The following is a 23,507-nucleotide window of genomic DNA, read 5'->3' as shown; positions in this document are numbered from 1 at the left end:
GCTGTCACCACAATGTCTACGATGTAGACTTTACCTGTAGACCAGATATGAGGCAACCGTCCCGTTTACCTCGGGAGGGGGCCGCAGTGAGGACCTCCACATGACTTCCACCAATACTTCCGGCCCCGGCTCGCCCAAGCCGAGGCTGAGCCGGGAGATCGTGCTGGCCAAGGCCCTGGAACTTGTGGACGCCGAGGGCCTGGACGCGCTGACCATGCGCCGCCTTGGGCAGGAGCTTGGCCGGGACCCCATGAGCCTGTACCGCTACGCCCAGAACCGTGCAGCCTTGCTGGATGGAGTTACGGAGTTGGTGCTCAACCAGCTCCGCATCCATCCGGAAGACCCGGACTGGAAGGCCCAGTTGCGCAAGATTGCCCATGGCCTGCGAACACTGGCCCTCCAGCACCCCAACATTGTGCCGCTGCTGGTCACCCGGCCCCTGTCCACGCCCCTCGGCCTCCGGCCGCTGGGCACGCTGCGCCCCTTGGAGCAGATCCTGTCCCTTCTCGGCACTGCCGGATTCGCTGCGGCCGATGCCCTCCACGTCTACCGCGCCTACTACGGCTTCCTCTACGGACACATCCTGAACGAACTGCAGGAGTACGTGGTGGACCCGGAAGAGAACGAGGCACTGCTGAGGCTGGGCCTCCACCGGCTGCCCGCGAAGGAGTTCCCCAAGCTCCGTGCACTGGCGCCGGCACTGGCTGAATACGACGGCGCCTCGGAGCTTGAACAAGGGCTCGGCATCCTGCTGTCCGGGCTGGAAACCCAGCTGTCACGCCAGGCGGCAGGCCCAGCCGCCTGACCTTCGGGTGGCGTCCGGCAGTTGGCTATGCCGGCACCTTATTCGAAGGAGGCCCGACGACGGTCCTGCAGGCGCGTGTTCCAGATGTCCGGCCGGTTGACGCGGAACCGGCGCCCCGTCAGGGCTTTCGCGTTGAGCCGGACGTAGTTGGCCTTTTCGCCGGGCTGCCACGGTTCCAGGCCCAGTCCGTCCACGGCATCCTTCACGCCCTTGTCCTCGATGATCTCCGTTTCACCGCGCACCACCACGCTCCAGGCCTGCTCCGAGGCGGGGTCGTAGCCGTCGATCTCCAGCGCTGCCGGACGTTCCATCCGGGCGCCCCACAGCTTTGAACCGGGTGCGGTGCGGAAGACGATGCTGCGCAGGTGGACAGCGTAGTTCACGGGGAAGATCTCGGGATGTTCGTCCACCACGATGGCCAGCCTGCCCACCGTGTCGTTGTCGAGGAGTTCCCAGCAGTCGTCGAAGGACAGGTTTTCAATCGGCAGGTTTCGCGAGTCCATGGTCCACACCTTACGGGTGATGCGGGAGCGGGAAAAGGGATTGCGTCCCTTGTTGCGCCGCTACTGGATGCCGGCGAAAAGCTCACCCAACTCGGCGGTCAGTTCCTTCTGGAGGGCAGGGGTGCCGATCTCCTTGCCATCGATCCGGTTCACGGGGGCAAGCAGGCGGACGCTCGAAATCAGCCAGACCGCGTCAGCGTCCATAAGGTCCCTGGGTTCCAGCGGGCCGTAGCCCAGTTCCCAGCCCGCTGCCTTGGCAGCCGCGAAAAGGGCACCCTGGGAGGTCCCGGCCAGGATGCCGCTGTCCAGCTGCGGGGTGATGAGGCGCTTCACCGTTGTGCCGTCGTCGGACTTTTCCACATGCGCGAGCAGCACCGTTGAGGTGGGGCCTTCCAGCACACGGCCATCGGAGGAGAAGAAGATGACGTCGTCGGCGCCCTGTTTGTGCGCGTGGCGCAAGGCTGCCATGTTGACGGCGTAGGAAAGCGTCTTGGCGCCGAGGAGCAGCCAGGGTGCCCGGTCGGCCACGTCGCTGTCATAGCCACGGTCCAGGAGGATGACGTCGATGCCCGTTTCACGCTGGCGCCGGCCCGCCGCTCCGGCCGGAGTGGCCTGCACCCAGGCTGTGGGGGCAGGCGCGCCTTCCACGCCCCGGGTGACCACCAGTTTGACCACCAGCTCATCGGCGGCCGGGTCTGCAGGCGGGTTCTCCAGCCGGTGCCGGGCCACCGCCGCCGCAATGACGCGCCGCCAGGCTTCCTGGTCCGGGATGTCCAGGTCCAGTGCGGCGGCGGAGCCGGCAAGGCGGTCCAGGTGGGCCTGCATTTTCCGTACCGTTCCGCCCACGGCCAGCATGGTTTCGAAGACGCCGTCGCCGCGCGTGACCCCCAGGTCGGTGACCAGCAGTTGGGGCTTGGAGGCATCGGCCACCCGGCCATCAGGGTAAGCGGGATCGAGGAAGGCGAGAACCACGGGGGCTGGAGAGCTCATGGCACCAGCTTAGTGCGGTACCGCGGATAAGCTGGGCAGAGTGCACCGGCCGGAAGCCGTCCTCCGGAGCCCGATCTCCCCGGGGGTTTAAGACGTGTTGTGGCCTTTTTCGCTTGCCGGCACCGCTCCGACGTGGGTGGTGGTGCTCCTGGGTTTCGCCGACCTGGTGATCAGGGTGCTCGCGCTGGGTATCATCCCCGGCAACCGGCGCCCCACCACAGCCATGGCCTGGCTGCTGGGCATCTTCTTCATTCCGTTCCTGGGCATCGTCCTGTTCCTGCTCTTCGGCAACTTCAGGTTGTCCAGCCGCAGGCGGGCGCAGCAGCAGCTGGTCAACGAACGCGTGCAGGCAGGCATCACCGCTCTCTCGGACGCGGAAAGCGACTACCCCGGCCCGGAATGGGTGAAGTCCGCGGCTGAACTCAACCGCACCCTCGGTTCCCTGCCGATGGTGGACGGCAACTCGGTGGACCTCATTCCCGGCTACCCCGACTCCATCCTGGAAATGACCCAGGCCGTGCGGAAGGCGAAGAAGTTCGTCAACGCCGAGTTCTACATCATGAGTTCGGACCATGTCACCAATGACCTGCTGACCGCCATGGAGGAGGCCGCGGAACGGGGAGTGGAGGTGCGGCTCCTGTTCGACCACATCGGAACCCTCCGCATCAAGGGGTACCGGAAGCTGCTCAATCGCCTCCGCGCGGGCAAGATCCAGTGGAAGCGGATGCTGCCGCTGCTGCCCATCCACGGGCAGTGGCGCCGCCCAGACCTGCGGAACCACCGCAAGATCATGGTGATCGACGGCGAGATCGCCTTCACGGGTTCGCAGAACCTGATCGAGCCCTCCTACAACAACCCGCGGCACCGCAAGGCAGGCCGCGAATGGGTTGAACTGATGGCACGCCTGCGCGGACCGATCGTGACCACCCTGAACGTCGTCTTCGCCACCGACTGGCTGAGCGAGACCGACGAGTCGCTGGAACACCAGCTGCAGCTCCCGGCGAATCCCGAGCCCGGAGATGTCACGGCCCAGGTGGTGCCCAGCGGCCCCGGGTTCATCACGGAAAACAACCTGCGGCTCTTCAACACGCTCATCTACTCCGCGCAGCATCGGATCTCCATCTGCAGCCCCTACTTCGTCCCGGACGACTCCCTGCTGTACGCCATCACCACCGCGGCGCAGCGGGGCGTTGACGTGGAACTGTTCGTCTCGGAGAAGGGCGACCAGTTCCTGGTCCACCACGCGCAGCGGTCCTACTACGAGGCGCTCCTGGAAGCCGGTGTGCGGATCTACCTGTACAAGGCCCCGTTCGTGCTGCACGCCAAGCACTTCACCATCGATGACGAGGTCGCGGTCCTCGGGTCCAGCAACATGGACATGCGGTCCTTCTCGCTGAACCTGGAAGTGTCCGTGATGCTGCTTGGCGAGGACATCGTGAACAAGATGCGGGCCGTGGAGGACACGTACCGGGACATTTCCCATGAGCTCAAGCTCGCGGACTGGCTCACCCGGCCCCTCGCCGCACGGTACGTCGACAACGTGGCCCGGCTGACGGCCACGGTCCAGTAGAAAAGCGTCGGTCCAGAAGTGGTCAGTCGGCACTGACGCGGGGGACGTCGTCGTGCCCTGCGTGCCCGGGCCAGCCGCCCTTACGGTAAGCGGGCGTTCCCAGGGCAAGTACCACCACACCCGCGGTGCAGCTGCCGATCATGACGGTGACCATCGAGAGCGAGTTTCCACCCAGGAGGCCCACCAGCGGGCTGACCAATCCCGCGACACCCGACTGCAGGGCGCCGATGACCGCCGCCGCCGTCCCCGCCATGTGGCCGTAGTCGTGGAGGGCCAGGACCGACGCGTTCGCCGGAATCATTCCCTGGGCCGACAGGACCAGCCACAGGCCTGCCACCAGCCCCACCGGTCCGAGGGCGCCCGTTGCCACCACGCCGAGCAGCACGATGGCCAGGCCCAGCTGGACAAGGAGGGCGGTGCGCAGGAGTCGGACCGGCGGAAACTTCCGGACCAGGGCGGCGTTGAGCTGCGCCGAGAGGACAAGGGCTGCACCGTTGAGGGCGAACACCAGGGCGAACTGCTGGGCGGTGAAGCCGTACTCGTTCTGGAAAACGAAGGGCGAGCCCACCACGTAGCTCATGATCAGGGCCAGCCCCAGTCCGGGGATCACGGCCAGGGCCATGAAATGCCTGTCCCGCAGCAGCGACCAGTACGCGCCTGCCACATACCGGGGGTGTCCCGGGCTGCGTCTGTCCGGCGGCAGGGTTTCCGGCATGAACCGCCAGACGATTGCCACCAGGGCCACCCCGATGAGCGCCAATGCGTAGAAGACGGCACGCCAGTCCCAGAGCCCGGCAATGGCCTGGCCCACGGTGGGGGCCAGCAGCGGGGCAACGCCAACGACCAGCATCAGCCGGGACAGCAGCTGGGCGGCGGCGGAACCGACGAACCGGTCCCGGATCACGGCCAGTGCCACCACGGCAGCGGCGGCGTTGAAGAACCCCTGCAGTACCCGCAGCCCGGTCAGTGTTTCGATGTTCGGCGTCACCGAACACAGCAGCGAGATGGCCACATGCAGGGAGATGCCGATGACCAGCGGCAGCCGCCGTCCGAACCGGTCCGAGAACGGGCCGATGACCAGCTGCCCGATGCCGGCCCCCACCAGTGTCCCGGACAACGTCAGCTGGACGGCGGCCTGGGTGGTGTGGAGATCGGCCTCCACGGTGGGCAGCGACGGCAGGTACATGTCCGTGGTGAGGGCGGGAAGCGCGGCGAGGGCGCCAAGCATGAGGATGTACTTGACGCTGCGCGGAGCCTTGCTGGTGCTGTGGATTGGGGACGGATCCGTCACGCGGCATACCTAACTTGTGGGGAAGCAGCCAGGGACGTGCCAGCCGCCCGGGTCAGCGCTTCGGCTAAGGTCAGGGGCGTACCCCCGGCGCCGGCATCCCAAACAGGTGTCCGCAGGCTGGATGCCCCCGGCTTCGGTGTGCGTCAGTCGCCGGGAAAGACCGCGCCGAGGGTGGAGAGCACCCCGTAGGCCTTGGTCCGGATTTCCTCGTATTCGTCGTCGGGCACGGAGTCCGAGGTGATGGCGCCGCCGACGCCGAGGGACAGTTCAGCGGTGCCGTCACCTTCGGTGCTGACCACCAGGGTCCGGATGGCGACGGCGAGGTCGGCGGCGGCATTGAGCGAGAAGTAGCCGATGGCCCCCGAATAGAGCCCGCGCGGCCCGGCCTCCAGCCGGTCCAGGATGGCCATGGTGCTGATCTTGGGGGCTCCGGTCATGGAGCCGGCCGGGAAGCAGGCAGCCACAGCCTCGGCCCGGGGTGCGCCCGGGAGGAGCCGGGCGTCGATGGTGCTGACCATCTGGTGGACCGTGGCGTAGCTCTCGATAGCGCAGAGCCGGCTCACCGTGACGGAACCGGGCTCGGCAAAATGGCTGAGGTCGTTGCGCAGCAGGTCCACGATCATGATGTTCTCGGCCCGGTCCTTCAGGGATGTGGCCAGGTCCTCGCGCAGCCCCTGGTCCTCCTGCGGGTCGGCAGCCCGACGGCGGGTGCCCTTGATCGGTTCGGCGCGCATGCCGCCGTCGGACGCGATCTTCAGGAACCGCTCAGGCGAGGTGCTGGCAACTGCGAGGTTTCCCAGCCGGAGGTAGCTGGCGAACGGCGCCGGGTTCCGGCGGCGCAGCGTCAGGTAGGTGGTCCACGGATCCAGTGTGCGGCCCGGCACCTTGGCTTCGAGCGTGGTGGTCAGGCAGACCTCATAGGTGTTGCCCTGGGCGATCTGGTGCTGGGCCGCCGTGATCTTCTCCCGGTACTGCGCACCCGTGTCCCGGCTGCGGAAAGCAGGCGGCGCGGGAAGGACGACGTCGGTGCTGCCGCCGGCTTGCGGTGCCGGGCCAGGCAGGGGCGGCTGGGCGCCGCTGCCGGCGGCTTCGACTGCGGTCCTGGCCCGGGCCAGCCACTCACCGGCGTCGGGGGCCTCCAGCGCGAGGAGCCACGCCGCGCCGTCAGCGTGGTCAAGGACCACAGCCCGGCCGGCAAAGATCAGGGCAGCGTCCGGAGTGGGTGCGGACAGGTCGCTGCCGCCGGTTTCGCGCTTCAGTTCGTAGCCCAGGCAGCCGAGCCAGCCGAGCGTGAACTCGCCGGGATAGCCATCGGGTGTGCGGACGGCACGGCGTCCCCAGACGGTATCCAGCCAGCGGAAAAAGGGGCCCGGTACTTTGGCCGTTGCGGAACCGGTGCTGACCTGGCTTATCCCCGCACGGTGCGTCACGAACTGTCCGAACGTGCCGGCGTCGTCCGCCATGATGCTGAACCGGCTGCGCTCGGCGGCCGTGCGGGCCTCCGGGTCCGTGCCGTCCTCCCGCTGCCCGGCGGCAACCGCCGCGGCGTCCGCATTGGAGGAATCCAGCCACACCGCGTTGGGTGAAGTTCCGTACAGCGCCTGGAACAGGGCCGGCGCGTCCGGGAGGGCGTCGATGCGCTCGGCGTGGAGCCGGAGGCCCCGGCGTGCGGACAGTTCGGGGGCCAGCACGGGCGCCAGCGCCGGCAGGCAGGGGAGGAGGTGCAGCAGGTCCGCGGGGGCCGAGCCGTCAGCCAGGTTCTGCACACGGAGGTCCGCGTTCCCGGGAACGTCGTCCCGGCCAAGCCACTCTTCCTCCTGGGCGGCCCACTGGTCCCAGAACGGCTCATAGGTGGCGCCGTCGCGGTTCAGCGCCCGGGTGCGGCGGACGTCGTCCGGAGACTCGGCCCAGATCACGGCGCCCAGCATGGGCCGGGCAGCTTCGGCGGCGGCCCCCACTCCCTCCACGATGACGATCTCGGCGGGCAGCGTGACCCGGGCTTCGCCGTCGTAATGGTTGTCCCAGTCCCAGCTGGTCCAGGTGGCCGCCTCGCCACGGCTCAGCGGGGTAAGCACCGTGGCGACATAGCGCTCCACGCCGGCCGCCAGGCCGTCCCACCCGGGGTAGATGTCTTCAAGATGGAACAGTGAGACCTTGTGGTGGGCGCGGAGCCGGGCCGCAAGTTCGACGGCGAGGGTGGTCTTCCCTGCGCCGGAACGCCCGTCCACGGCGATGATGACGGGGGCTGGGCTCATGGACTAGAGCGTACCGTTTTCCGTTGTCCGCTTTCAGACATGAAGTGCGCCCTGCCGCGACGCATGGCGGCCGCTGCTGAGGTGGCCGCCCAGGAAACCGCTCACCAGCAGCAGGACTGCTCCGGCCCGCCCCAGCCGGACGCCCAGCCGATGGTTGCCGCGGGAACGGGCCCGCCAGGAGGCGAAGTACACGGTGGTGGCTGCAACATTGGCTCCCGCGTGCACGATGCCTACGCGCTTCAAGGGCCGGTCCTTGCCGGACCAGGTCGCCCAGCCGGACAGGGCAGTGGGAACGGCGGCAATGACGCCGAGGGCCACCAGCCGCTGGGAGGAGCGGCGGGAACCGTCGTCATCAAAGAAATCCAGGAATACTGCCGACCACCAGGCGCCGAAGGGCCCGTCGGTGAGGATGGTGTGCAGCGGTATGCCGGTGGTGTCGCCGCGGACAATCGACCGGATCCGGGGCTGCGACATCAGCCGGGACGCCAGTGGTTCCGCTGCTTCGACAGCTGCGTCCAATGGTGTGGCATCTTCAAGGCTGCCAAGGAGGCGGGTGTACCTGCCGGAGCTGGAAGCGGCGTGCATGAGCACAAAATACTCCTGGTGCTGCCGTACCGCACCCGTTTTCTGCGCCCGGAGCCTTTCCCGGGCGCTTTCGGCTAGTGCGGCTGGAGCTGGGTGTTTTGCAGGACTGCTGATTTGATGTGCTGGACCAGGCCCGGCAGTGCCGTGTGGATCTGGTGCCAGACGGCGTCGAAGTCTGCGTGCCCGCCGTACCAGGGATCCTCAATGCCCTGGTCCAGCCGGTCCCGGTCCGCCATGGCGGGATCGAAACTGCGGAGCATCCGGATTTTGTCCAGGCAATCCTGGTCCGGTGCCGCTTCACTCAGCCAGGCATAGTGGTCGATGTCGAGCGCCAGGATCAGGTCGCGCTCGCGGAACCACTCCGGCTCCCACTCGCGGGCAACGTGGTGCTCCGAGGCCAGCTGGGTCACCGCCAGCCGGCGGGCAGCGCGGGGATCGATGGGCCGGCCGGCCTCGTACCCCGTGATGCCCGCGGAATCCACTTCCACCAGCCTGTCGAGGCCCTCGCGTTCAAGTGCTGCCTGGAGCATCAGCTCGGCCATGGGGGACCGGCAGATGTTGCCCGTGCAGACAGTGATGACGCGGTAGGCGCTCGACGTTGAGGTCATGGAACTAAGCATGCGCGCTCCGGCCACCTTTGGCCAGCCGCCTGTTCACAAAGTTTTACTGGGTTGTAAAGATGCATTACTCGGTATGAAAACGGGTACGGCCCACCTTGTCTGATTGGCGGAACCCCGCCGGACGCTAGTGGATCAGGGCCAGCAGAATGCCCACACCCACGAAGAGGACACCAAACACCCTGCTGAGGACCAGCTGGCCCCGTTCGGTGCTGGTGAAGCGTTGGAATGACCTGGCTGCCGCGGCAAAGAAGAACCACATCACCAGGATGTCGATGACCACAATGGTGGCCGTCAGCACGGCGTACTGCGTAAACAGGGGCTGTTCGGGCCGGATGAACTGGGGTGTGAACGCGAGGAAGAACACGACCGCCTTCGGGTTCAGCAGGTTGACCCAGAAGCCGCGCCGGAAAATGGACCATGCCGGTTCGTTGCGAAGGGTGGCAGCCTGCTCCTGCGCTGCGGAGGGCTTGCTGAGGAACTGGCGGACACCCAGGTACACCAGGTAGGCCGCACCCGCGTAGCGGATCACGTTGAAGGCAACCGGCGAGCTGGCCACCAGGACGCCGACACCGAGCGCGACGATCAGGACATGCACCACCAGGGCCGCCTGCTGCCCCAGGATTCCCCAGATGGAGCGGCGGAACCCGGCGTTCAGCGAGTTACTCATGGTGTTGATGGCCCCGGCACCCGGGGTGAAGCTGATCAGGGCGCCGGCGCCCGCCAGGGCCAGCCACAGGGAAAATTGCACTTGACAATCTTACGGTGCGGGGTCCTGCGGCTAGGCCCGCGCGATGACTTCCCCGTTGGGGATCAGGAACCAGCCGTCGTCCGTGGATCCCCAGCGGTGCCAGCCGGCAGAGATCCGGGCGAGGCCTGCCGCGTCGGCGAATCCGTACTCCAGCGCCTGCTCGGCGAAGGCCGAATGCAGTACCCGCTCGCCCCAGACCCGCGCCTGCCAGCGGCGCTGCTGCGCCGTGGCGTACAGCCAGTTGCTGCTGGTGGGCGCGACATCGGTGAAACCTGCGGCCTGGGCCCAGCTGACCAGCCGCCGCCCGGCGTCGGGCTCTGCTCCGTTGCGCCGGGCGATCCTCTGGTACAGGTCCATCCACTCATCCAACTCGGGGACGTCCGGAAACCAGCTCATGCCGTGGAAGTCGGCGTCGCGCACGGCCACGATGCCGCCAGGCTTCGCGACGCGCCGCATTTCGCGGAGTGCCTCGACGGGGTCGGTCAGGTGCTGGAGGACCTGGTGGGCGTGGACCACGTCGAACGTTTCATCGGCGAAGTCCAGGTCGTAGATGTTCCCTGCCACGAATTCGACGTTGGACACCTCGCGTTCGACGGCGAGCGCCTGGGCCTGGGCCACGATGTCCGGCGCGCGGTCGAGGCCGGTGACCTTGCCGGGGCTGACCAGGGGCGCGAAGTCGCAGGTGATGGTGCCCGGTCCGCAGCCGACGTCGAGCAGGGTGGACCCGGGAGTCAGGTAGGGAAGGACGAAGGCCGCGGAATTTTCGGCGGTCCTGGCGGCATGGGCACGGACCACCGACTCGTGGTGGCCGTGCGTGTAAACGTCGTCTTCCGGCTGCTGCGCACTCATAAGCAAACGCTACCCCCACCGGTGGCGCATTTACCCGGATTCTGTCCTTGCCGCAATGGTGGCTTCGATCATGGCGGTCATGAAGCGCGTGACAGTATCCAGCTCGGCTTCGGAGAAGCCGGCCAGGGCGCCCCCCATGTGCCTGGCCAGCGGGGCGAAGATGGCTCCACCCTCCCGGAAAGCCTTGGGGGTCATCTTCAGCTGGACCTGCCGCCGGTCCGTGCTGTGGCGTTCCCGGACCACATGGCCGGCGCTGTCCAGGCGGTCTATCAGGGCGGTCGTGGCGGGGGAACTCAGGTTCAGTTCCTTCCGCAGCAGCCCCGGCGTCACCACGTTGCCCCTGGCAGTGTGGCGCATGATCACAGCGAGGGCATTCATGTCCGTGCGGTGCATGTCCTTGCGGTCCCCGGCTGCATCCACGTAACGGTTCGCTTCGAGAGTGAACTCCTGCAGGATCCGGAGCAGCGGATGGCCGAACTCCGGTCCCGTCGGGGCGGAAGGGGATGTGCCGGGCGCACTGTTCCCTGCCATCTCCACCTCCCAGCTGCTAGCGCCTGGACCGCGTATTGGCCCAAGCGTACTGACGGATATTACTCCAGGCCCGGCTGGCCCGTGGTGACGCTGCCCGACTCCCGAAGAGGATACGAGCAAAAAAGCTTGACTGGCACTTATCTCTCTCATGGAGATAATCTATGCTGGAATAAATCCTACTCCCCCTGCTCACTACGGAAGGCATCATGAAACGCACAAAAGTTGGCCGGGAACGGGTTCCGTTCTGGCTGCGCTGGCTGGTCCCCGTTGTCCTGGTGCTGGCCTGGCTGGGGCTGGCCGGGGTTGGCGGCCCTACGTTCGGCCGCCTGGACGAAGTCTCGTCCAACGACCAGGCATCCTTCCTGCCCGCCAGCGCCGAGGCAACCGAAGCGCAGGACTGGCAGGTGAAGTTCCGCGACTCCGACGAGGTGCCCGGCATCATCGTCATCGAAAAGAATGAAGCCTTTACGCCCCAGCAGCTGGGCGGACTGGCCACCCTGAAGACAGACCTCGAGAACCTCAAGCTGGGCAGCACGGTCATCGGGCCGATCCCGTCCAAGGACGCCAAGGCCGTCCAGTTCGTTGTCCCCATCGGCTCGTCAGCGGAGATCAAGGATGCCGTCAAGGAACTCCGTGAAACGGTGAAGGGCGCGGCGCCGGAGGGTGCCCAGACCTTCGTGACCGGTCCGGCCGGGCTTGCGGCGGACCTCACCGCGGCATTCGGCGGCATCGACGGGATCCTCCTGCTCGTGGCCCTGTCCGCCGTTTTCGTGATCCTCCTGGTCGTCTACCGGTCCCTGCTGCTGCCCATCATGGTTCTGCTGACCTCGGTGTTTGCCCTGTGCGCAGCCATCCTGCTGGTGTTCGGTATGGCCAAGGCCGGCTGGATCCAGCTCAACGGCCAAAGCCAGGGCATCCTCTCCATCCTGGTGATCGGCGCTGCCACAGACTATGCCCTGCTGTTCGTGGCCCGCTTCCGCGAAGCGCTGACCCACATCACCAACCGCACGGCCGCCGTCCTGACCGCCTGGAAAGCATCCTTCGAGCCCATCCTGGCTTCCGGCGCCACCGTGATCATTGCGCTCCTGTGCCTGCTCTTCTCCGACCTGAACTCCAACAAGGCCCTGGGCCCGGTGGCAGCGGCAGGCATCCTGTGCGCCCTGTTCGCCGCCCTGACCCTGCTGCCCGCCCTGATGGCCCTGTTCGGCCGGGCCGCGTTCTGGCCTTTCCGGCCCAAGCTCCTGCCTGCGGACCAGCGCGAGCCCGAGCTGGTCACCGGCCTGGAAGGCCAGAAGGGCCTGTGGCGCGCCACCGGTTCGCTTGTCTCGCGGCGCCCCAGGACCGTCTGGGTTGCCTCGGTCCTCCTGCTGCTCGTTGCCGCGGGCGGCCTGTTCCAGTTGAAGGCCAACGGCGTGCCGCAAACAGACGTGATCCTCACGGCCTCCAACGCGGTGGACGGCCAGGACGCGCTGGCCCGCCACTTCGATGCCGGCAGCGGCAGCCCCGCCGTCGTGGTTGCGGACCAGGGCAAGGCAGCAGAGGTGCTGGACAAGGTGAAAGCCGACGACGGCGTGGGTGAGGCCTACCTGCTGGGCCGCGGCAGCGTGCCGGTCACGGGAGCCCCGGGTGCCCCTACCGCGCCGGACGTCCGGGACGGGAAGGTCCTGATCAACGCGACCCTGAAGAATGCCGCGGACTCGCTGGAAGCGGAAGAGACCATCAAGGCCCTGCGCACTGAAGTGAAGGCCATTGATCCCAGCGCCCTGGTGGGCGGCGTGACTGCCACCGCCCTGGACACCAACACCACCGCCCAGCGCGACCTGCTGGTCATCATCCCGGTGGTCCTGGCGGTGATCCTCTTCATCCTGATGCTGCTCCTGCGCTCCATCGTGGCCCCGGTGCTGCTGGTGCTCTCGGTGGTGCTGTCCTACGCGGCCGCGCTGGGTGTGTCGGCCTTTGTGTTCAACAACCTCTTCGGGTTCCCGGGAGCCGACGCCACCGTTCCGCTGTTCGGCTTCGTCTTCCTGGTGGCACTGGGCGTGGACTACAACATCTTCCTGATGAGCCGCGTCCGGGAGGAATCGCTTAAGCACGGCACCCGGCCCGGCATCCTTCGCGGCCTGGTGGTAACCGGCGGCGTCATTACCTCGGCCGGCGTGGTGCTCGCGGCAACGTTTGCCGCCCTTGGCGTCATCCCCATCATGTTCCTCGTGCAGCTGGCCTTCATCGTGGCCTTCGGCGTCCTGCTCGACACCGTGCTGGTGCGCTCGCTGCTGGTGCCGGCGCTGGCCTACGACATCGGGCCAAAGATCTGGTGGCCCAGCAAGCTGGGGCGGACTGATGGCCGGGACGCCGTGAAGCCGCGGGAGCCCGGCGTCGAGCCCCGGGAAGAGGTTCCCGCCCGCTGACTCCAGCGTCCCGCGCGGACTAGCGCTACTGCCGCCACCACTCCACGGTGGCGGCAGCAGCCGTTTCCAGGGGCGTCTGGCTGACTCCAAGTGCTGCTTCGGAAGCTGCGGAGTCCATGACGAAGGGCCGCTCGAACTGGTACAGCATCTCCGCCAGCTCGCGGGCGTCGGCGGAAACCAGTCCGGCCGCACGGAGCGCCCAGCCGGGGAGGGCCCGCACCTTCGGGGCGGACCGTCCCGCCGCCGCAGCGAAGGCCGCTGCAAGTTCCTTTTGCGTGAGGGCCGGCCCGGTAGGGGCGTGCCACACGGCATTCCAGGCGGACGGCCGGTCAGCTGCCGCGATCATGGCGGAGGCCAGATCGGCTATGTAGGTGAACGAGTGCGGCTGGCTGGCACTTCCCACCACGCTGACGTTCTTTCCCGCAAGGACCGCTTCGACCATGCGCTCGCCGGCGTGCGCCATCCGGACGCGCGGCCCAAAGAAATCGCCGGCCACCACGCTTGCCGTGGGCGTGGCCGAGGCCTCGCGGGCCTTCAGGAGGTCCGTTCGCACGCCACGCTTGCCCCCGGTTGCGAGGCGGGGGCTGCCCTCCATCATCACGCTGTCCGGTTCGCTGTACGAGTAGAGGCTTTCCGGAAAGACGACGACGGCGCCCACCTCCTGCGCGGCGCTGAGTACTGCCTGTTCGGCGGCAGGCAGCTCTGCCTGCCACGCGGCCGCGGTATATGACGAGCCGTGGATGCAGTGGAAGACGGCTTTGGTGCCGGCAAGGGCAGTGCGCAGAACCGCCGGGTCCTTCGCGTCCCCGCTGATGCGCTCGATGAGCGGGTGGTCCGGTCCGCTGCCGGACCGGGTCAGGATGCGCACCTGCCGTCCCCGGTCCGCCAATTGTTCCGCTACCGTCCACCCCACCGGTCCGGCCCCGGTCACCACATATACGTCAGGCACGCTGGTCTCCGTTTCTGTAAGTGAGAGCAGTGCTCTCGAAGACAAGGATGCTTATGCAGGGCCGCAAAGTCAAGAGCGGTGCTCTCTTCAGCTTCCGGCGCTCACGGTTATGGCATGCTGGGGACATGGACGACGCCCACGAAACAGGTGCTGACCGGTTGCAAACCTTGACGCCCCGGCAGCGCGCGCGGTCCCAGACCGTGGCGGACATTGTCCGGTTGGGCAGGCGGCACCTGGCCACCGATGGCGCTGCCGCCCTCTCCCTGCGGGCCGTGGCGAGGGACTTAGGAGTGGTGTCATCCGCCGTCTACCGCTACGTGGAGAGCCGGGATGAGCTCCTCACGCTGCTGCTGATCGATGCCTTCGGTGAGTTGGGCGATGAAGTGGACGCGGCCGTTGCGGCGGTGCCCGAAGGCGGCCATGTTGGCCGGTTCCTGGCCATCTGCAGGGCTGTCAGGGAGTGGGCCCTGCGCGAACCTGCCAGCTATGCACTCCTGTTCGGCAGCCCGGTTCCCGGCTACAACGCCCCGGCCGAACGCACCACGGGCCCCGGCACGCGCGTCATCGTCAGCCTCATTGGCGTACTGGACGCCGCCTCCCGGGCGGGGCAGTTGGCGGCTGCGGGACCATCCCCGCAGCTTCCGCCCACCCTGGCCGCCGATCTGGAGGCCATCCGCCGGGAATTCGGGCTGGCCATTCCGGACGAGCTGGTGGCGCGGGGCGTCCTGGTGTGGAGCTCCCTGTTTGGTGCGGTCAGCTTCGAGGTGTTCAACCAGTACGGCCCGGACACCTTCCGGGCACCGCAGGAACTCTTCGAACACCACCTCGCCGTCTTGGCGGGGATTGCGGGACTGCCGGTGCAGCCCTGCTGACGCAGCCCGCGCGGGCCCTGTTGGTGCGCCCGCCCCGTCGGTAGACTGCCAGTGCGCCCGGACGGACGCGGAGCCTCGAAGGAGAGATGCACCATGACCGAGAATCCTGAAGTTGCAGCCGAGGAACCCCGCAAGGGCGGCAGTGCCCCCGGACTGGAGGGGGAAGGCGGGCAGTACGTCGACGGGGATTACGGCGACGCCGGGACCCTCAACGAGCCCGACCGTGATGTTTTGGATGGCGAATACGAGGAAGGCGACTACGGCGACGCCGGCACCACCGGAGGCGCCCGGACCGAGCGTGCCGTCCGCGAGGGCCTCACCGACGGCCAGGTCCAGGCGACCGATGAGGAGCGCGGACCGCTCCATGGGCGCCCCGACTCCGGCCGGTAGGCACCCGCAGGGGTCCCCTTACCCGACGGCGTCCGCCGCCACCAGGCTGTCCTCCTTGGCGGGTTGGGCGTCCTTGCTGCGGGCGCGGCTGATGGCTGCCACCGCAGCCAGGACCGTCACCAGGCCGCCGTAGGCGTAGGTGGTGACCGGGAGGGACAGGATGGGGGCCAGCAGGCCTGCCAGCACCGCCGGAACGCCGAAGGCCGTGTAGGCCACGACGAAGAGCGAGGCAAAAGTCCCGGCGCGTTCATGATCCTCCACCAGGGGGCTGATGGACCGGATGACGCCCATGAAGGCAGTGCCGAAACCGGCGCCTGCCACCACCACGGCGGCCAGGAACAGGCCAAACGAATCCAGGCCGAGGGCCAGCAGCGACAGTGCAGTCCCCACGGCCAGCGCCGTGGTGCCGAAAATAGTGATGGTGCGGGCTCCAAAGCGGTGCAGGCAGGCCGCCGACGCGGCTCCGGTCCCCGCCAGGATGGTGATCACCATGCCCTGCCACAGATGCTCCCGGATGCCGAAAGTGGTGTGCACGATCGCAGCGCCAAGGGAGAGGTACAGCCCGCCCGTGGCCCAACCGGCAAAAACGGCCGGGGCGCCGGTGATGAATGCGCGGCGTGCGGCCGGCGGCAGGGTCAGGTGCGGCTTGAGTGACGCCGCCGCCCCGGACGTGCGGGGTGAGGTTTCCGGGCAGGCCCACACCAGTGCGGCGAACACCACGTACAGGACCGAAAGCGAGACGAACACCAGCACGCGGGGCTCCGCCAGGAGGTCCAGCAGCAGGCCCGATGCCAGCGCGCCCAGGGCCAGGCCGCCCAGGGGTGCCACCGTGTTCCAGGCGGCGCTGGAGCCCGGGTCATCCTCCGGTTCCAGATCGGCGATCGCCGCGGAGAGCGTGGTGAGGAGGATGCCGCTGGCCACCCCCTGGAGGACGCGGGCCGCCAGCAACATCGCCAGCGAATCCGCCGCCAGGAAGGTCACGACGCTGCCGGCGAGCAGGAGGAATGCCACGCTGATGACCGGCCGGCGGCCGAGGTGGTCGGAGATGGAGCCGAAGACCAGCAGGGCCGCCAGGAGGGCCACGGCGTAGACGGCGAAGATCCCGGTGGTGGCCACCGGCAGCAGGTGCAGCTGCTCCTGCAGGGTGGGGTAGAACGGGGACGGCGCGCTGGCTCCGGCCATCATCGCTGCCGTGGCGGCGGCAATGAGGACGAAACCCAGCCTCCGGTGCGACTCTCTGGGCCGGACTGCGGGTGGGTGCGTCACAACCTGATGAAGGTGCTCCGCGAGGCAGGCATCATCCGGAACGAGGCCAACGGGCGCGGCCGCAGGCTGACCCTGCGCGCCGAGGACCTTGATGCCCGGTTCCCCGGATTGCTCGCCGCGGTCCTGGACGCGCCCGGCGCGGACTGACGCCTCCGCCCCGCCGGCGCGTGCCGCCGTCGTGCGCTGCTGTACGCCCCGAGCAAAGTTGAGCGTAGTTCACTCAACTTGTGTTGACATCCTTTCACGGCTGAGTAAAGTTGAGTGCAGAACGCTCAATCATTGGGGCGCCAGCCAGTTTCCAAGGAAAGAAGGAAGCAACACATGTCACGTGCAGTAGGTATCGACCTCGGAACCACCAACTCCGTCGTCTCCGTTCTCGAAGGTGGCGAGCCCACCGTTATTGCCAACGCCGAGGGTGGCCGCACCACGCCGTCGGTCGTTGCATTCTCCAAGTCCGGCGAAGTCCTGGTTGGCGAAATCGCCAAGCGCCAGGCCGTCAACAACATCGACCGCACCATCGCCTCCGTCAAGCGCCACATGGGCACCGACTGGACCGTCGCGATCGACGACAAGAAGTACACCCCGCAGGAAATCTCCGCCCGTATCCTCATGAAGCTGAAGAACGACGCCGAGTCCTACCTGGGTGAAAAGGTCACCGACGCTGTCATCACCGTCCCGGCCTACTTCAACGACGCCGAACGCCAGGCCACGAAGGAAGCCGGCGAAATCGCCGGCCTCAACGTCCTGCGCATCGTCAACGAGCCCACCGCAGCAGCCCTCGCCTACGGCCTGGACAAGGGCAAGGAAGACGAACTCATCCTGGTCTTCGACCTCGGCGGCGGCACCTTCGACGTGTCCCTGCTGGAAGTCGGCAAGGACGAAGACAACTTCTCCACCATCCAGGTCCGCGCCACTGCAGGCGACAACCGCCTGGGCGGCGACGACTGGGACCAGCGCGTCGTCGACTACCTGCTGAACCAGCTCAAGGTGAAGGGCATCGACCTCTCCAAGGACAAGATCGCCCTGCAGCGCCTCCGCGAAGCAGCCGAGCAGGCCAAGAAGGAACTCTCATCCTCCTCCAGCACCAACGTCTCCCTCCAGTACCTGTCCGTCACCCCCGACGGCCCGGTCCACCTGGACGAGCAGCTCACCCGCGCCAAGTTCCAGGACCTCACCAAGGACCTGCTGGAGCGCACCAAGAAGCCGTTCCACGACGTCATCAAGGAAGCGGGCATCAAGCTCTCCGACATCAACCACATCGTGCTGGTGGGTGGCTCCACCCGTATGCCCGCCGTTTCCGAGCTGGTCAAGGAACTGGCCGGCGGCAAGGAGCCCAACAAGGGCGTCAACCCGGACGAGGTCGTGGCCGTTGGTGCCGCACTGCAGGCCGGCGTGCTGAAGGGTGAGCGCAAGGACGTCCTCCTGATCGACGTCACCCCGCTGTCCCTCGGCATCGAGACCAAGGGCGGCGTCATGACGCACCTGATCGAGCGCAACACCGCCATCCCCACCAAGCGGTCCGAGACCTTCACCACGGCAGACGACAACCAGCCGTCCGTGGCCATCCAGGTCTTCCAGGGCGAGCGCGAGTTCACCCGCGACAACAAACCGCTGGGCACGTTCGAGCTGACCGGCATCGCCCCGGCACCGCGCGGCGTTCCCCAGGTTGAGGTCACCTTCGACATCGACGCCAACGGCATCGTGCACGTCTCCGCAAAGGACAAGGGCACCGGCAAGGAACAGTCCATGACCATCACCGGCGGCTCCAGCCTCTCCAAGGAAGACATCGACCGCATGGTCAAGGACGCCGAGGAGCACGCAGCCGAGGACAAGGCCCGCCGCGAGGCGACCGACACCCGCAACACCGCCGAGCAGCTGGCCTACTCCGTGGACAAGCTGATCGCCGACAACGCCGACAAGCTGCCCGAAGAGGTCAAGACCGAGGTCCAGGCCGACGTCGACGCCCTCAAGAAGGCCCTCGAAGGCACCGACGACGCGGCAGTGAAGTCCGCATTCGAGAAGCTGCAGGCTTCCCAGACCAAGCTGGGCGAGGCCATCTACTCCCAGGCCGGTTCCCCGGACGGCGCAGCCGCTCCCGGCGCTGAGGGTGCCGCCGGAGCTTCGGCAGGTTCCTCGGACGAGGACATCGTCGACGCCGAGATCATCGACGAAGACGAAGCGAAGAAGTAACCCATGCCGCACCACGGTAACGAGGAAGAGCACAACGCATCGGCCGGCCAGCACAACGCGCACGGCAACGGCCAGGAGCCGGTCATCCGGGACAACCGCAAGGTTGACCCGGTGACCGGGCAGGCCCGGCATCCCGAGGGCGGCCAGTCTGCCCCCGGGGCCGGGTCCCAGGCCGGGGCCGCGGATTCCGACGGCGACGCGCTGGCCCAGGCCGAAGAGATCCTCAACGGCGTGGACGTGCCGGCCGAGGACTCCGTGGCCCAGGGGGCTCCGGCAGGATCAGCCGGCAACGCCGAGGCAGCCGAACTGCGCAACGACCTGCTCCGCCTGCAGGCTGAGTACGTCAACTACCGCAAGCGGGTTGAACGCGACCGCGCCGTGGCAGGGGAAATGGCCGTCATCGGCGTCCTGAACTCCCTGCTCCCGGTCCTGGACGACGTCGACGCCGCCCGGCAGCACGGCGACCTGGCCGACGGCCCCTTCGCGGCGATCGCCACCAAACTGGAGAACGCGCTGAAGACGTACGGCCTGGTCCGCATCAACGAGACCGGCGTGGAGTTCGATCCCACGATCCACGAGGCCCTGATCCAGCAGCCCGGCGAGGACATCGAGGTTGACACCGTCAGCCAGGTCCTCCGCTCAGGCTACAAATCAGGAGACCGCGTACTCCGCGCAGCCCAAGTGATTGTGGCTGTTCCGGCCTAGTCGGCGTTTACCTCCACGCCTCCGCGGATGAGGGGGCCCCGCCCCTACGCGTGGCGGCTTGGTCCTGCGGACCTAAGCCGCCACGCTTCGGCAGGCCCGAAGCCACTCCCGGGCCCCCTCATCCGCTCCGGCGTTCGGCGTTCGTGTCACCTAAGGTGAGATGACCACAAGCTCGGGGCCCATGCAGCGTGTAGAGCTTTAGTAAGTACAAGAAAGGAAACGCCATTGGCTAGCCAGGATTGGGTGGACAAGGACTTTTACAAGATCCTTGGTGTTGCCAAGGACGCTTCCGAAGCCGATATCAAGAAGGCCTACCGGAAGCTTGCGCGGCAGCACCACCCTGATACGAATGCGGGGAACGCTGCTTCCGAGAAGAAGTTCAAGGACATCTCAGAGGCTTATTCGGTGCTCTCGGATCCCGACGAGCGCCAGCAGTACGACGCCATCCGGGCCATGGGCAGCGGTGCCCGGTTTGCTCCGGGCGGTGCCGCGGGCGGCAACGGCGGGTTCGAGGACATGTTCGGCGGCCTGTTCACCGGCAACACCGGACGCCACGCGGGCGGGTTCAACCCCGCAGGCGGCGGCATCCCGCCCGAGTTCGCTGACCTCTTCGGCGGCTTCGGCGGTGCTCCCGGCTTCCAGCGCACCCCGCAAAAAGGTGCCGACCGTACGGCGTCTACCAGCATTTCCTTTGCCGGCTCCATCCGCGGGACCACCATCGGACTGCGCGAGCCCAGCGGCGAGGTCATCGACGTCCGTGTCCCGGCCGGCATCAAAGACGGCCAGAAGGTCCGCGTCCGCGGCAAGGGCCAGCCCGGGGCTGCCGGCAACGGCGACCTGGTGGTGTCCGTCTCGGTCCAGCCCCACGCCTTCTACACGCGCGACGGCGACAACCTCCGCATCCACGTACCCGTCACCTTCCCGGAAGCTGCTTTGGGAGCGGACATAGAAGTTCCCACCGTCGACGGCGAGAAGGTCAAGGTCCGCGTTCCGGCGGGAACGCCGTCGGGCCGTACCCTGCGGGTCAAGGGCAAAGGCGTGAAGACGTCCAAGGCCACGGGCGACCTCCTGGTGACCATCGACGTGGCGGTTCCCAAGAATCTCAACAAGGATGCCGAAGCTGCGGTCAAGGCGTTCGCCGAGGCCACGTCGTCGGCGGATGTCCGTGAGGGCCTGGCAGCCAAGGCCCGGCTCTAGGACCGGAGGTGAGCCGTGGACATCAGTGCTGACCAGCCGATCTTCGTGATCTCCGTGGCGGCCGAGCTGGCGGACATGCACCCGCAGACGCTGCGGCAGTATGACAGGCTCGGCATCGTCAAGCCCAGCCGTGCCCCGGGCAAGTCCCGGCGCTACTCGCAGCGTGACGTGAACATGCTGCGCGAAGTCCAGCGACTGTCCCATGAAGGTGTGTCGCTGGAGGGGATCAAGCGCATCCTGGAACTCGAAAACCAGGTGGCCGCGCTGCAAAGCCGGATCTCGGAACTCACCGAGGAACTCGGGCGCCGGCCGCGCACCGTGGAATCCCGGATCTTTGCCGCCGGCGCCGCCGGTGACGTGGTGAGCCTGGCGCGCGGGCAGCGGCCACGGCCCAGGTCCCAGGCCGTGGTGGTGTGGCGGCCGCGGGCCATCGGGCAGTAGAAGCCAGACCGGCAGGTACCGCCTACCGGCGTCCCGCGAAAATAGAGTACCCACTACTCGTGACGGAAGAGCCCCCCGAAACTTGAATGGAACCATCGCCGGATCAGCGGCGATGGTTCCGCTAATTCTGGGGGTTTTCCGTGTATAAGGTTCTCAGCAAAGCTCATAACAGCAAGGCCCGGCCGTGAGCCCGGGGATGGAAGCGGTCACCGCCTTCAGCGGCTCCATGCCGGGGCAGATCCTGCTGTCCATCGGGCAGGCCATCGTGGTGGTCTGCGTCTGCTTCGACATGGTCCGCGAGTTGTCCGTCCCAAGGTCGCACCGGCGCTTCGTGGCCAGCACCGTGTTCCGGACCCTGGCCATCCCGTCGGTCATGGCCAACGCGCTGACGGTCTTCATCGCGCTGGTGGTCTCGTCCTGGGTGGATGTGGTGATGGGCATGTTCGTGCTGGTGGCCATCGTTTTCCGCTTCCACTACAACAAGGACGAGGACAACTGGTGGAAGGGCAAGGGAAAGAAGCTCGCCCGCTGGGCCCGCCGGCAGTTCGCCGGCCGGACGTCCACTGCCCCGGCCATGGGCTAGCAATCCCAGGACCGGGGCAGTTTCAGGCCCAACCTTAGCCGTTAATGACCTGCGGGACGCCGAGCGCTTTGAGGCCTTCGACGCCGAACTCCACCCCGTAGCCGGACTGCTTGGCGCCGCCGAACGGGATGCGCGGGTCCACGGCGCCGTGCCGGTTGATCCACACGGTGCCGGCCTGGATGCGGGCTGCGACGTCGCGGGCGGCCTTCAGGTCGGGGGACCAGACGGAGGCGCCGAGGCCGACGTCGAGCCCGTTCGCCTTCTCCACTGCTTCGTCGATGGTGCTGTAGCGGATGATCGGCAGGGCCGGGCCGAACTGTTCCTCGGCCACCAGCGGGTTGTCGTTGTCGATGTCCGCCACGAGGGTGGTGGGGTAAAAGTATCCGGGCTGGCTGGTGTCCGGGTTGCCGCCGAGGAGGACGCGGGCGCCCGAAGCCTTCGCTGCCTCCACGAGGTTCGCCACGACGTCGTACTGGGCTTTGTTCTGGAGGGGTCCCAGCACGTTGTTCTCGTCCAGGCCGTTGCCCATCGGCATGGCCTTGGCCACGGCGGTGAGCTCTTCGCAGACGGCGTCGTAGATGCTGTCGTGGACGTAGAGGCGCTTGAGCGCTGCGCAGGTCTGGCCGGTGTTCAGGAACGCACCCCAGAAGACGTCCTGGGCAATGGCGTTGGGGTCGGCGTCCGGCAGGACGATGCCGGCGTCGTTGCCGCCCAGCTCCAAGGTGAGCCGCTTGACGGTGTCAGCGGAGGATTTGATGATGGCCCGGCCGCCTGCGGTGGAACCGGTGAACATGATCTTGCCGATCGCCGGGTGGTCGGTGAGCCGGGCGCCAACTTCGCGGCCGCAGGAAACCACCGAGAGGATGCCCTCGGGGAGTTCCTCGTTGAGGACCTTGACCAGGGCCAGCACGGACAGCGGGGTGTTGCCGGAGGGCTTGACCACCACGGCATTGCCCATCCGCAGGGCCGGGGCGAGCTGCCAGACGGCGATCATCATGGGCCAGTTCCAGGGCCCGATCGCGCCCACGACGCCGATGGGCCGGTAGTGCAGTTCGGCGCGGGTTTCGCCGTCGTCGACGATGGTCTCCGGTTCCAGCGGCAGGCCTGCGGTGGCGCGGAGCCACGCAACGCAGGCACCGACTTCGAAGCGGGCGTTGGGGCCGTTCAGCGGTTTGCCCTGCTCGCGGGAGAGCAGTTGGGCGAGTTCCTCGGCGGAGCGCTCGACGGCGTCGGCTGCTTTGAGGAGCGCGGCCGACCGGGCGTCGTGGCCCAGGGCAGCCCACGCGGGTTGGGCGGCGACGGCAGCTGCCACGGCATTTTCCAGGTAGTCGAGACCGTGGACGGGGGCCTCGCCCACGGCTTCGCCGGTGGCCGGGTCAAAGATGGTCCGGCCGGTGCCGGCGGCGGGGGCAATGGACGCGAGAAGCGCATCATAGGTTTCCAAGGGATACTCCACTTCGAGTAGGCAAGGACGCCAGCCGGTCGGCGTAGCGGGTTACTCCCAGTGTGGTTGTCGCCCCGGTCCAGGCTCTTGTCTTTGTGCGCAGGACAGTTGTGTGGGAGCGAACGCTGCCGCGCGCACACTGGCCCACTTTTCACCGGGATCTCCAAATTGGGGTCGCATGAGCATGGTCGCGCGCCCCCAAAGGTGGGCCACCCTGGCCGGCGGGCACCGTACCAAGCGTTGTGAAAGCGTTTTCTTTCTGCTTGAATCGATTCATCTTCGGGTAGGCGCCCAACCCTGTGTTCCACCAATGCT

23 protein-coding genes are annotated in these 23,507 nt (G+C 67.4%); 11 read left to right on the top strand and 12 right to left on the bottom strand.

What is annotated here, in order from left to right:
* Window positions 1–100 precede the first annotated feature (100 nt).
* Complete coding sequence (locus tag AC1DIP_RS05585; RefSeq protein WP_476207709.1) at window positions 101–805, top strand: TetR/AcrR family transcriptional regulator C-terminal domain-containing protein; 705 nt, start codon at window positions 101–103, stop codon at window positions 803–805.
* 38 nt (window positions 806–843) lie between these two features.
* On the opposite strand, the gene AC1DIP_RS05580 is transcribed toward AC1DIP_RS05585, so the two are convergent.
* Together AC1DIP_RS05580 and AC1DIP_RS05575 are read right to left on the bottom strand one after the other, a co-directional pair.
* Window positions 844–1,308, bottom strand: coding sequence for a pyridoxamine 5'-phosphate oxidase family protein (locus AC1DIP_RS05580; RefSeq protein ID WP_476207707.1), 465 nt, complete (start codon window positions 1,306–1,308; stop codon window positions 844–846).
* A 60-nt stretch (window positions 1,309–1,368) separates the two neighbouring features.
* On the bottom strand, window positions 1,369–2,298 hold the full coding sequence (locus AC1DIP_RS05575; RefSeq protein WP_477733158.1) for an aminodeoxychorismate lyase: 930 nt from the start codon (window positions 2,296–2,298) through the stop codon (window positions 1,369–1,371).
* A gap of 94 nt (window positions 2,299–2,392) precedes the next feature.
* Here AC1DIP_RS05575 and cls point away from each other — a divergent pair, with 94 nt between their 5' ends.
* Window positions 2,393–3,868 (top strand): cardiolipin synthase, encoded by a 1,476-nt coding sequence (gene cls, locus AC1DIP_RS05570; RefSeq protein WP_477733157.1) that lies wholly within the window; start codon window positions 2,393–2,395, stop codon window positions 3,866–3,868.
* Window positions 3,869–3,890: 22 nt separating this feature from the next.
* On the opposite strand, the gene AC1DIP_RS05565 is transcribed toward cls, so the two are convergent.
* The 7 genes from AC1DIP_RS05565 to AC1DIP_RS05535 form a co-directional block, all read right to left on the bottom strand.
* Window positions 3,891–5,159, bottom strand: a complete 1,269-nt coding sequence (locus AC1DIP_RS05565; RefSeq protein WP_477733156.1) for a multidrug effflux MFS transporter — start codon at window positions 5,157–5,159, stop codon at window positions 3,891–3,893.
* Window positions 5,160–5,302: 143 nt separating this feature from the next.
* Window positions 5,303–7,414, bottom strand: a complete 2,112-nt coding sequence (gene pabB, locus AC1DIP_RS05560; protein ID WP_477733155.1) for an aminodeoxychorismate synthase component I — start codon at window positions 7,412–7,414, stop codon at window positions 5,303–5,305.
* Window positions 7,415–7,447: 33 nt separating this feature from the next.
* Entirely contained in the window at window positions 7,448–7,999 is a 552-nt protein-coding gene (locus AC1DIP_RS05555) for a DUF2231 domain-containing protein (RefSeq protein ID WP_476211805.1), read from the bottom strand.
* Window positions 8,000–8,073: 74 nt separating this feature from the next.
* Window positions 8,074–8,607: an arsenate reductase/protein-tyrosine-phosphatase family protein gene (locus AC1DIP_RS05550; protein ID WP_476207698.1), complete on the bottom strand. Its 534-nt coding sequence runs from the start codon at window positions 8,605–8,607 to the stop codon at window positions 8,074–8,076.
* A 136-nt stretch (window positions 8,608–8,743) separates the two neighbouring features.
* On the bottom strand, window positions 8,744–9,367 hold the full coding sequence (locus AC1DIP_RS05545; RefSeq protein ID WP_477733154.1) for a LysE family transporter: 624 nt from the start codon (window positions 9,365–9,367) through the stop codon (window positions 8,744–8,746).
* Between the two features lie 30 nt (window positions 9,368–9,397).
* Window positions 9,398–10,216, bottom strand: coding sequence for a methyltransferase domain-containing protein (locus AC1DIP_RS05540; RefSeq protein ID WP_477733153.1), 819 nt, complete (start codon window positions 10,214–10,216; stop codon window positions 9,398–9,400).
* A 30-nt stretch (window positions 10,217–10,246) separates the two neighbouring features.
* Complete coding sequence (locus tag AC1DIP_RS05535; RefSeq protein ID WP_477733152.1) at window positions 10,247–10,747, bottom strand: MarR family winged helix-turn-helix transcriptional regulator; 501 nt, start codon at window positions 10,745–10,747, stop codon at window positions 10,247–10,249.
* Between the two features lie 206 nt (window positions 10,748–10,953).
* Here AC1DIP_RS05535 and AC1DIP_RS05530 point away from each other — a divergent pair, with 206 nt between their 5' ends.
* Window positions 10,954–13,155: an MMPL family transporter gene (locus AC1DIP_RS05530; protein WP_477733151.1), complete on the top strand. Its 2,202-nt coding sequence runs from the start codon at window positions 10,954–10,956 to the stop codon at window positions 13,153–13,155.
* Between the two features lie 25 nt (window positions 13,156–13,180).
* Here the strand turns inward: AC1DIP_RS05530 and AC1DIP_RS05525 are convergent, their stop codons facing one another.
* The gene (locus tag AC1DIP_RS05525; protein ID WP_477733150.1) at window positions 13,181–14,104 is read right to left on the bottom strand and encodes an NAD-dependent epimerase/dehydratase family protein; all 924 of its coding nucleotides are present in this window, start codon (window positions 14,102–14,104) and stop codon (window positions 13,181–13,183) included.
* Between the two features lie 125 nt (window positions 14,105–14,229).
* On the opposite strand from AC1DIP_RS05525, the gene AC1DIP_RS05520 reads away from it, so the two are divergent.
* Both AC1DIP_RS05520 and AC1DIP_RS05515 read left to right on the top strand, forming a co-directional pair.
* Window positions 14,230–14,976, top strand: coding sequence for a TetR/AcrR family transcriptional regulator (locus AC1DIP_RS05520; protein WP_477733149.1), 747 nt, complete (start codon window positions 14,230–14,232; stop codon window positions 14,974–14,976).
* Between the two features lie 93 nt (window positions 14,977–15,069).
* Entirely contained in the window at window positions 15,070–15,366 is a 297-nt protein-coding gene (locus AC1DIP_RS05515) for a hypothetical protein (RefSeq protein WP_477733148.1), read from the top strand.
* 18 nt (window positions 15,367–15,384) lie between these two features.
* Here the strand turns inward: AC1DIP_RS05515 and AC1DIP_RS05510 are convergent, their stop codons facing one another.
* The gene (locus AC1DIP_RS05510) at window positions 15,385–16,632 is read right to left on the bottom strand and encodes an MFS transporter (RefSeq protein ID WP_477733147.1); all 1,248 of its coding nucleotides are present in this window, start codon (window positions 16,630–16,632) and stop codon (window positions 15,385–15,387) included.
* Here AC1DIP_RS05510 and AC1DIP_RS05505 point away from each other — a divergent pair.
* The 6 genes from AC1DIP_RS05505 (at window position 16,624) to AC1DIP_RS05480 (ending at window position 21,748) form a co-directional block, all read left to right on the top strand.
* Window positions 16,624–16,779 carry a hypothetical protein gene (locus AC1DIP_RS05505; RefSeq protein ID WP_477733146.1) on the top strand — a complete coding sequence of 52 codons (156 nt, stop codon included), beginning with the start codon at window positions 16,624–16,626 and terminating at the stop codon, window positions 16,777–16,779. The two genes, AC1DIP_RS05510 and AC1DIP_RS05505, sit on opposite strands and share 9 nt — an antisense overlap.
* A gap of 174 nt (window positions 16,780–16,953) precedes the next feature.
* On the top strand, window positions 16,954–18,822 hold the full coding sequence (gene dnaK, locus AC1DIP_RS05500) for a molecular chaperone DnaK (protein ID WP_476207679.1): 1,869 nt from the start codon (window positions 16,954–16,956) through the stop codon (window positions 18,820–18,822).
* Between the two features lie 3 nt (window positions 18,823–18,825).
* Window positions 18,826–19,527 (top strand): nucleotide exchange factor GrpE, encoded by a 702-nt coding sequence (locus AC1DIP_RS05495; protein ID WP_476207677.1) that lies wholly within the window; start codon window positions 18,826–18,828, stop codon window positions 19,525–19,527.
* A 225-nt stretch (window positions 19,528–19,752) separates the two neighbouring features.
* Window positions 19,753–20,724 (top strand): DnaJ C-terminal domain-containing protein, encoded by a 972-nt coding sequence (locus tag AC1DIP_RS05490; RefSeq protein ID WP_476207675.1) that lies wholly within the window; start codon window positions 19,753–19,755, stop codon window positions 20,722–20,724.
* A gap of 15 nt (window positions 20,725–20,739) precedes the next feature.
* The gene (locus tag AC1DIP_RS05485) at window positions 20,740–21,165 is read left to right on the top strand and encodes a heat shock protein transcriptional repressor HspR (protein ID WP_477733145.1); all 426 of its coding nucleotides are present in this window, start codon (window positions 20,740–20,742) and stop codon (window positions 21,163–21,165) included.
* Between the two features lie 196 nt (window positions 21,166–21,361).
* Entirely contained in the window at window positions 21,362–21,748 is a 387-nt protein-coding gene (locus AC1DIP_RS05480) for a hypothetical protein (RefSeq protein ID WP_477733208.1), read from the top strand.
* A gap of 34 nt (window positions 21,749–21,782) precedes the next feature.
* Here AC1DIP_RS05480 and AC1DIP_RS05475 read toward each other — a convergent pair whose 3' ends face one another.
* Window positions 21,783–23,192 (bottom strand): aldehyde dehydrogenase family protein, encoded by a 1,410-nt coding sequence (locus AC1DIP_RS05475; RefSeq protein WP_477733144.1) that lies wholly within the window; start codon window positions 23,190–23,192, stop codon window positions 21,783–21,785.
* Between the last annotated feature and the right edge of the window lie 315 nt (window positions 23,193–23,507).

This window comes from Pseudarthrobacter sp. 05T312, assembly GCF_056396685.1.
The sequence above is the reverse complement of the archived record's forward strand: the minus strand, read 5'-3'. Positions and strand labels throughout refer to the sequence as shown.

Excerpts from the sequence above, each read along its gene's own strand:
- AC1DIP_RS05520 (WP_477733149.1), top strand. The coding sequence starts at position 14,230 with ATGGACGACGCCCACGAAACAGGTGCTGACCGGTTGCAAACCTTGACG.
- AC1DIP_RS05480 (WP_477733208.1), top strand. The coding sequence starts at position 21,362 with ATGGAAGCGGTCACCGCCTTCAGCGGCTCCATGCCGGGGCAGATCCTG.
- AC1DIP_RS05555 (WP_476211805.1), bottom strand. The coding sequence starts at position 7,999 with ATGCACGCCGCTTCCAGCTCCGGCAGGTACACCCGCCTCCTTGGCAGC.
- AC1DIP_RS05515 (WP_477733148.1), top strand. The coding sequence starts at position 15,070 with ATGACCGAGAATCCTGAAGTTGCAGCCGAGGAACCCCGCAAGGGCGGC.
- AC1DIP_RS05575 (WP_477733158.1), bottom strand. The coding sequence starts at position 2,298 with ATGAGCTCTCCAGCCCCCGTGGTTCTCGCCTTCCTCGATCCCGCTTAC.
- AC1DIP_RS05535 (WP_477733152.1), bottom strand. The coding sequence starts at position 10,747 with ATGGCAGGGAACAGTGCGCCCGGCACATCCCCTTCCGCCCCGACGGGA.
- dnaK (WP_476207679.1), top strand. The coding sequence starts at position 16,954 with ATGTCACGTGCAGTAGGTATCGACCTCGGAACCACCAACTCCGTCGTC.
- AC1DIP_RS05585 (WP_476207709.1), top strand. The coding sequence starts at position 101 with ATGACTTCCACCAATACTTCCGGCCCCGGCTCGCCCAAGCCGAGGCTG.
- pabB (WP_477733155.1), bottom strand. The coding sequence starts at position 7,414 with ATGAGCCCAGCCCCCGTCATCATCGCCGTGGACGGGCGTTCCGGCGCA.
- AC1DIP_RS05495 (WP_476207677.1), top strand. The coding sequence starts at position 18,826 with ATGCCGCACCACGGTAACGAGGAAGAGCACAACGCATCGGCCGGCCAG.
- AC1DIP_RS05550 (WP_476207698.1), bottom strand. The coding sequence starts at position 8,607 with ATGACCTCAACGTCGAGCGCCTACCGCGTCATCACTGTCTGCACGGGC.
- AC1DIP_RS05540 (WP_477733153.1), bottom strand. The coding sequence starts at position 10,216 with ATGAGTGCGCAGCAGCCGGAAGACGACGTTTACACGCACGGCCACCAC.
- AC1DIP_RS05530 (WP_477733151.1), top strand. The coding sequence starts at position 10,954 with ATGAAACGCACAAAAGTTGGCCGGGAACGGGTTCCGTTCTGGCTGCGC.
- AC1DIP_RS05580 (WP_476207707.1), bottom strand. The coding sequence starts at position 1,308 with ATGGACTCGCGAAACCTGCCGATTGAAAACCTGTCCTTCGACGACTGC.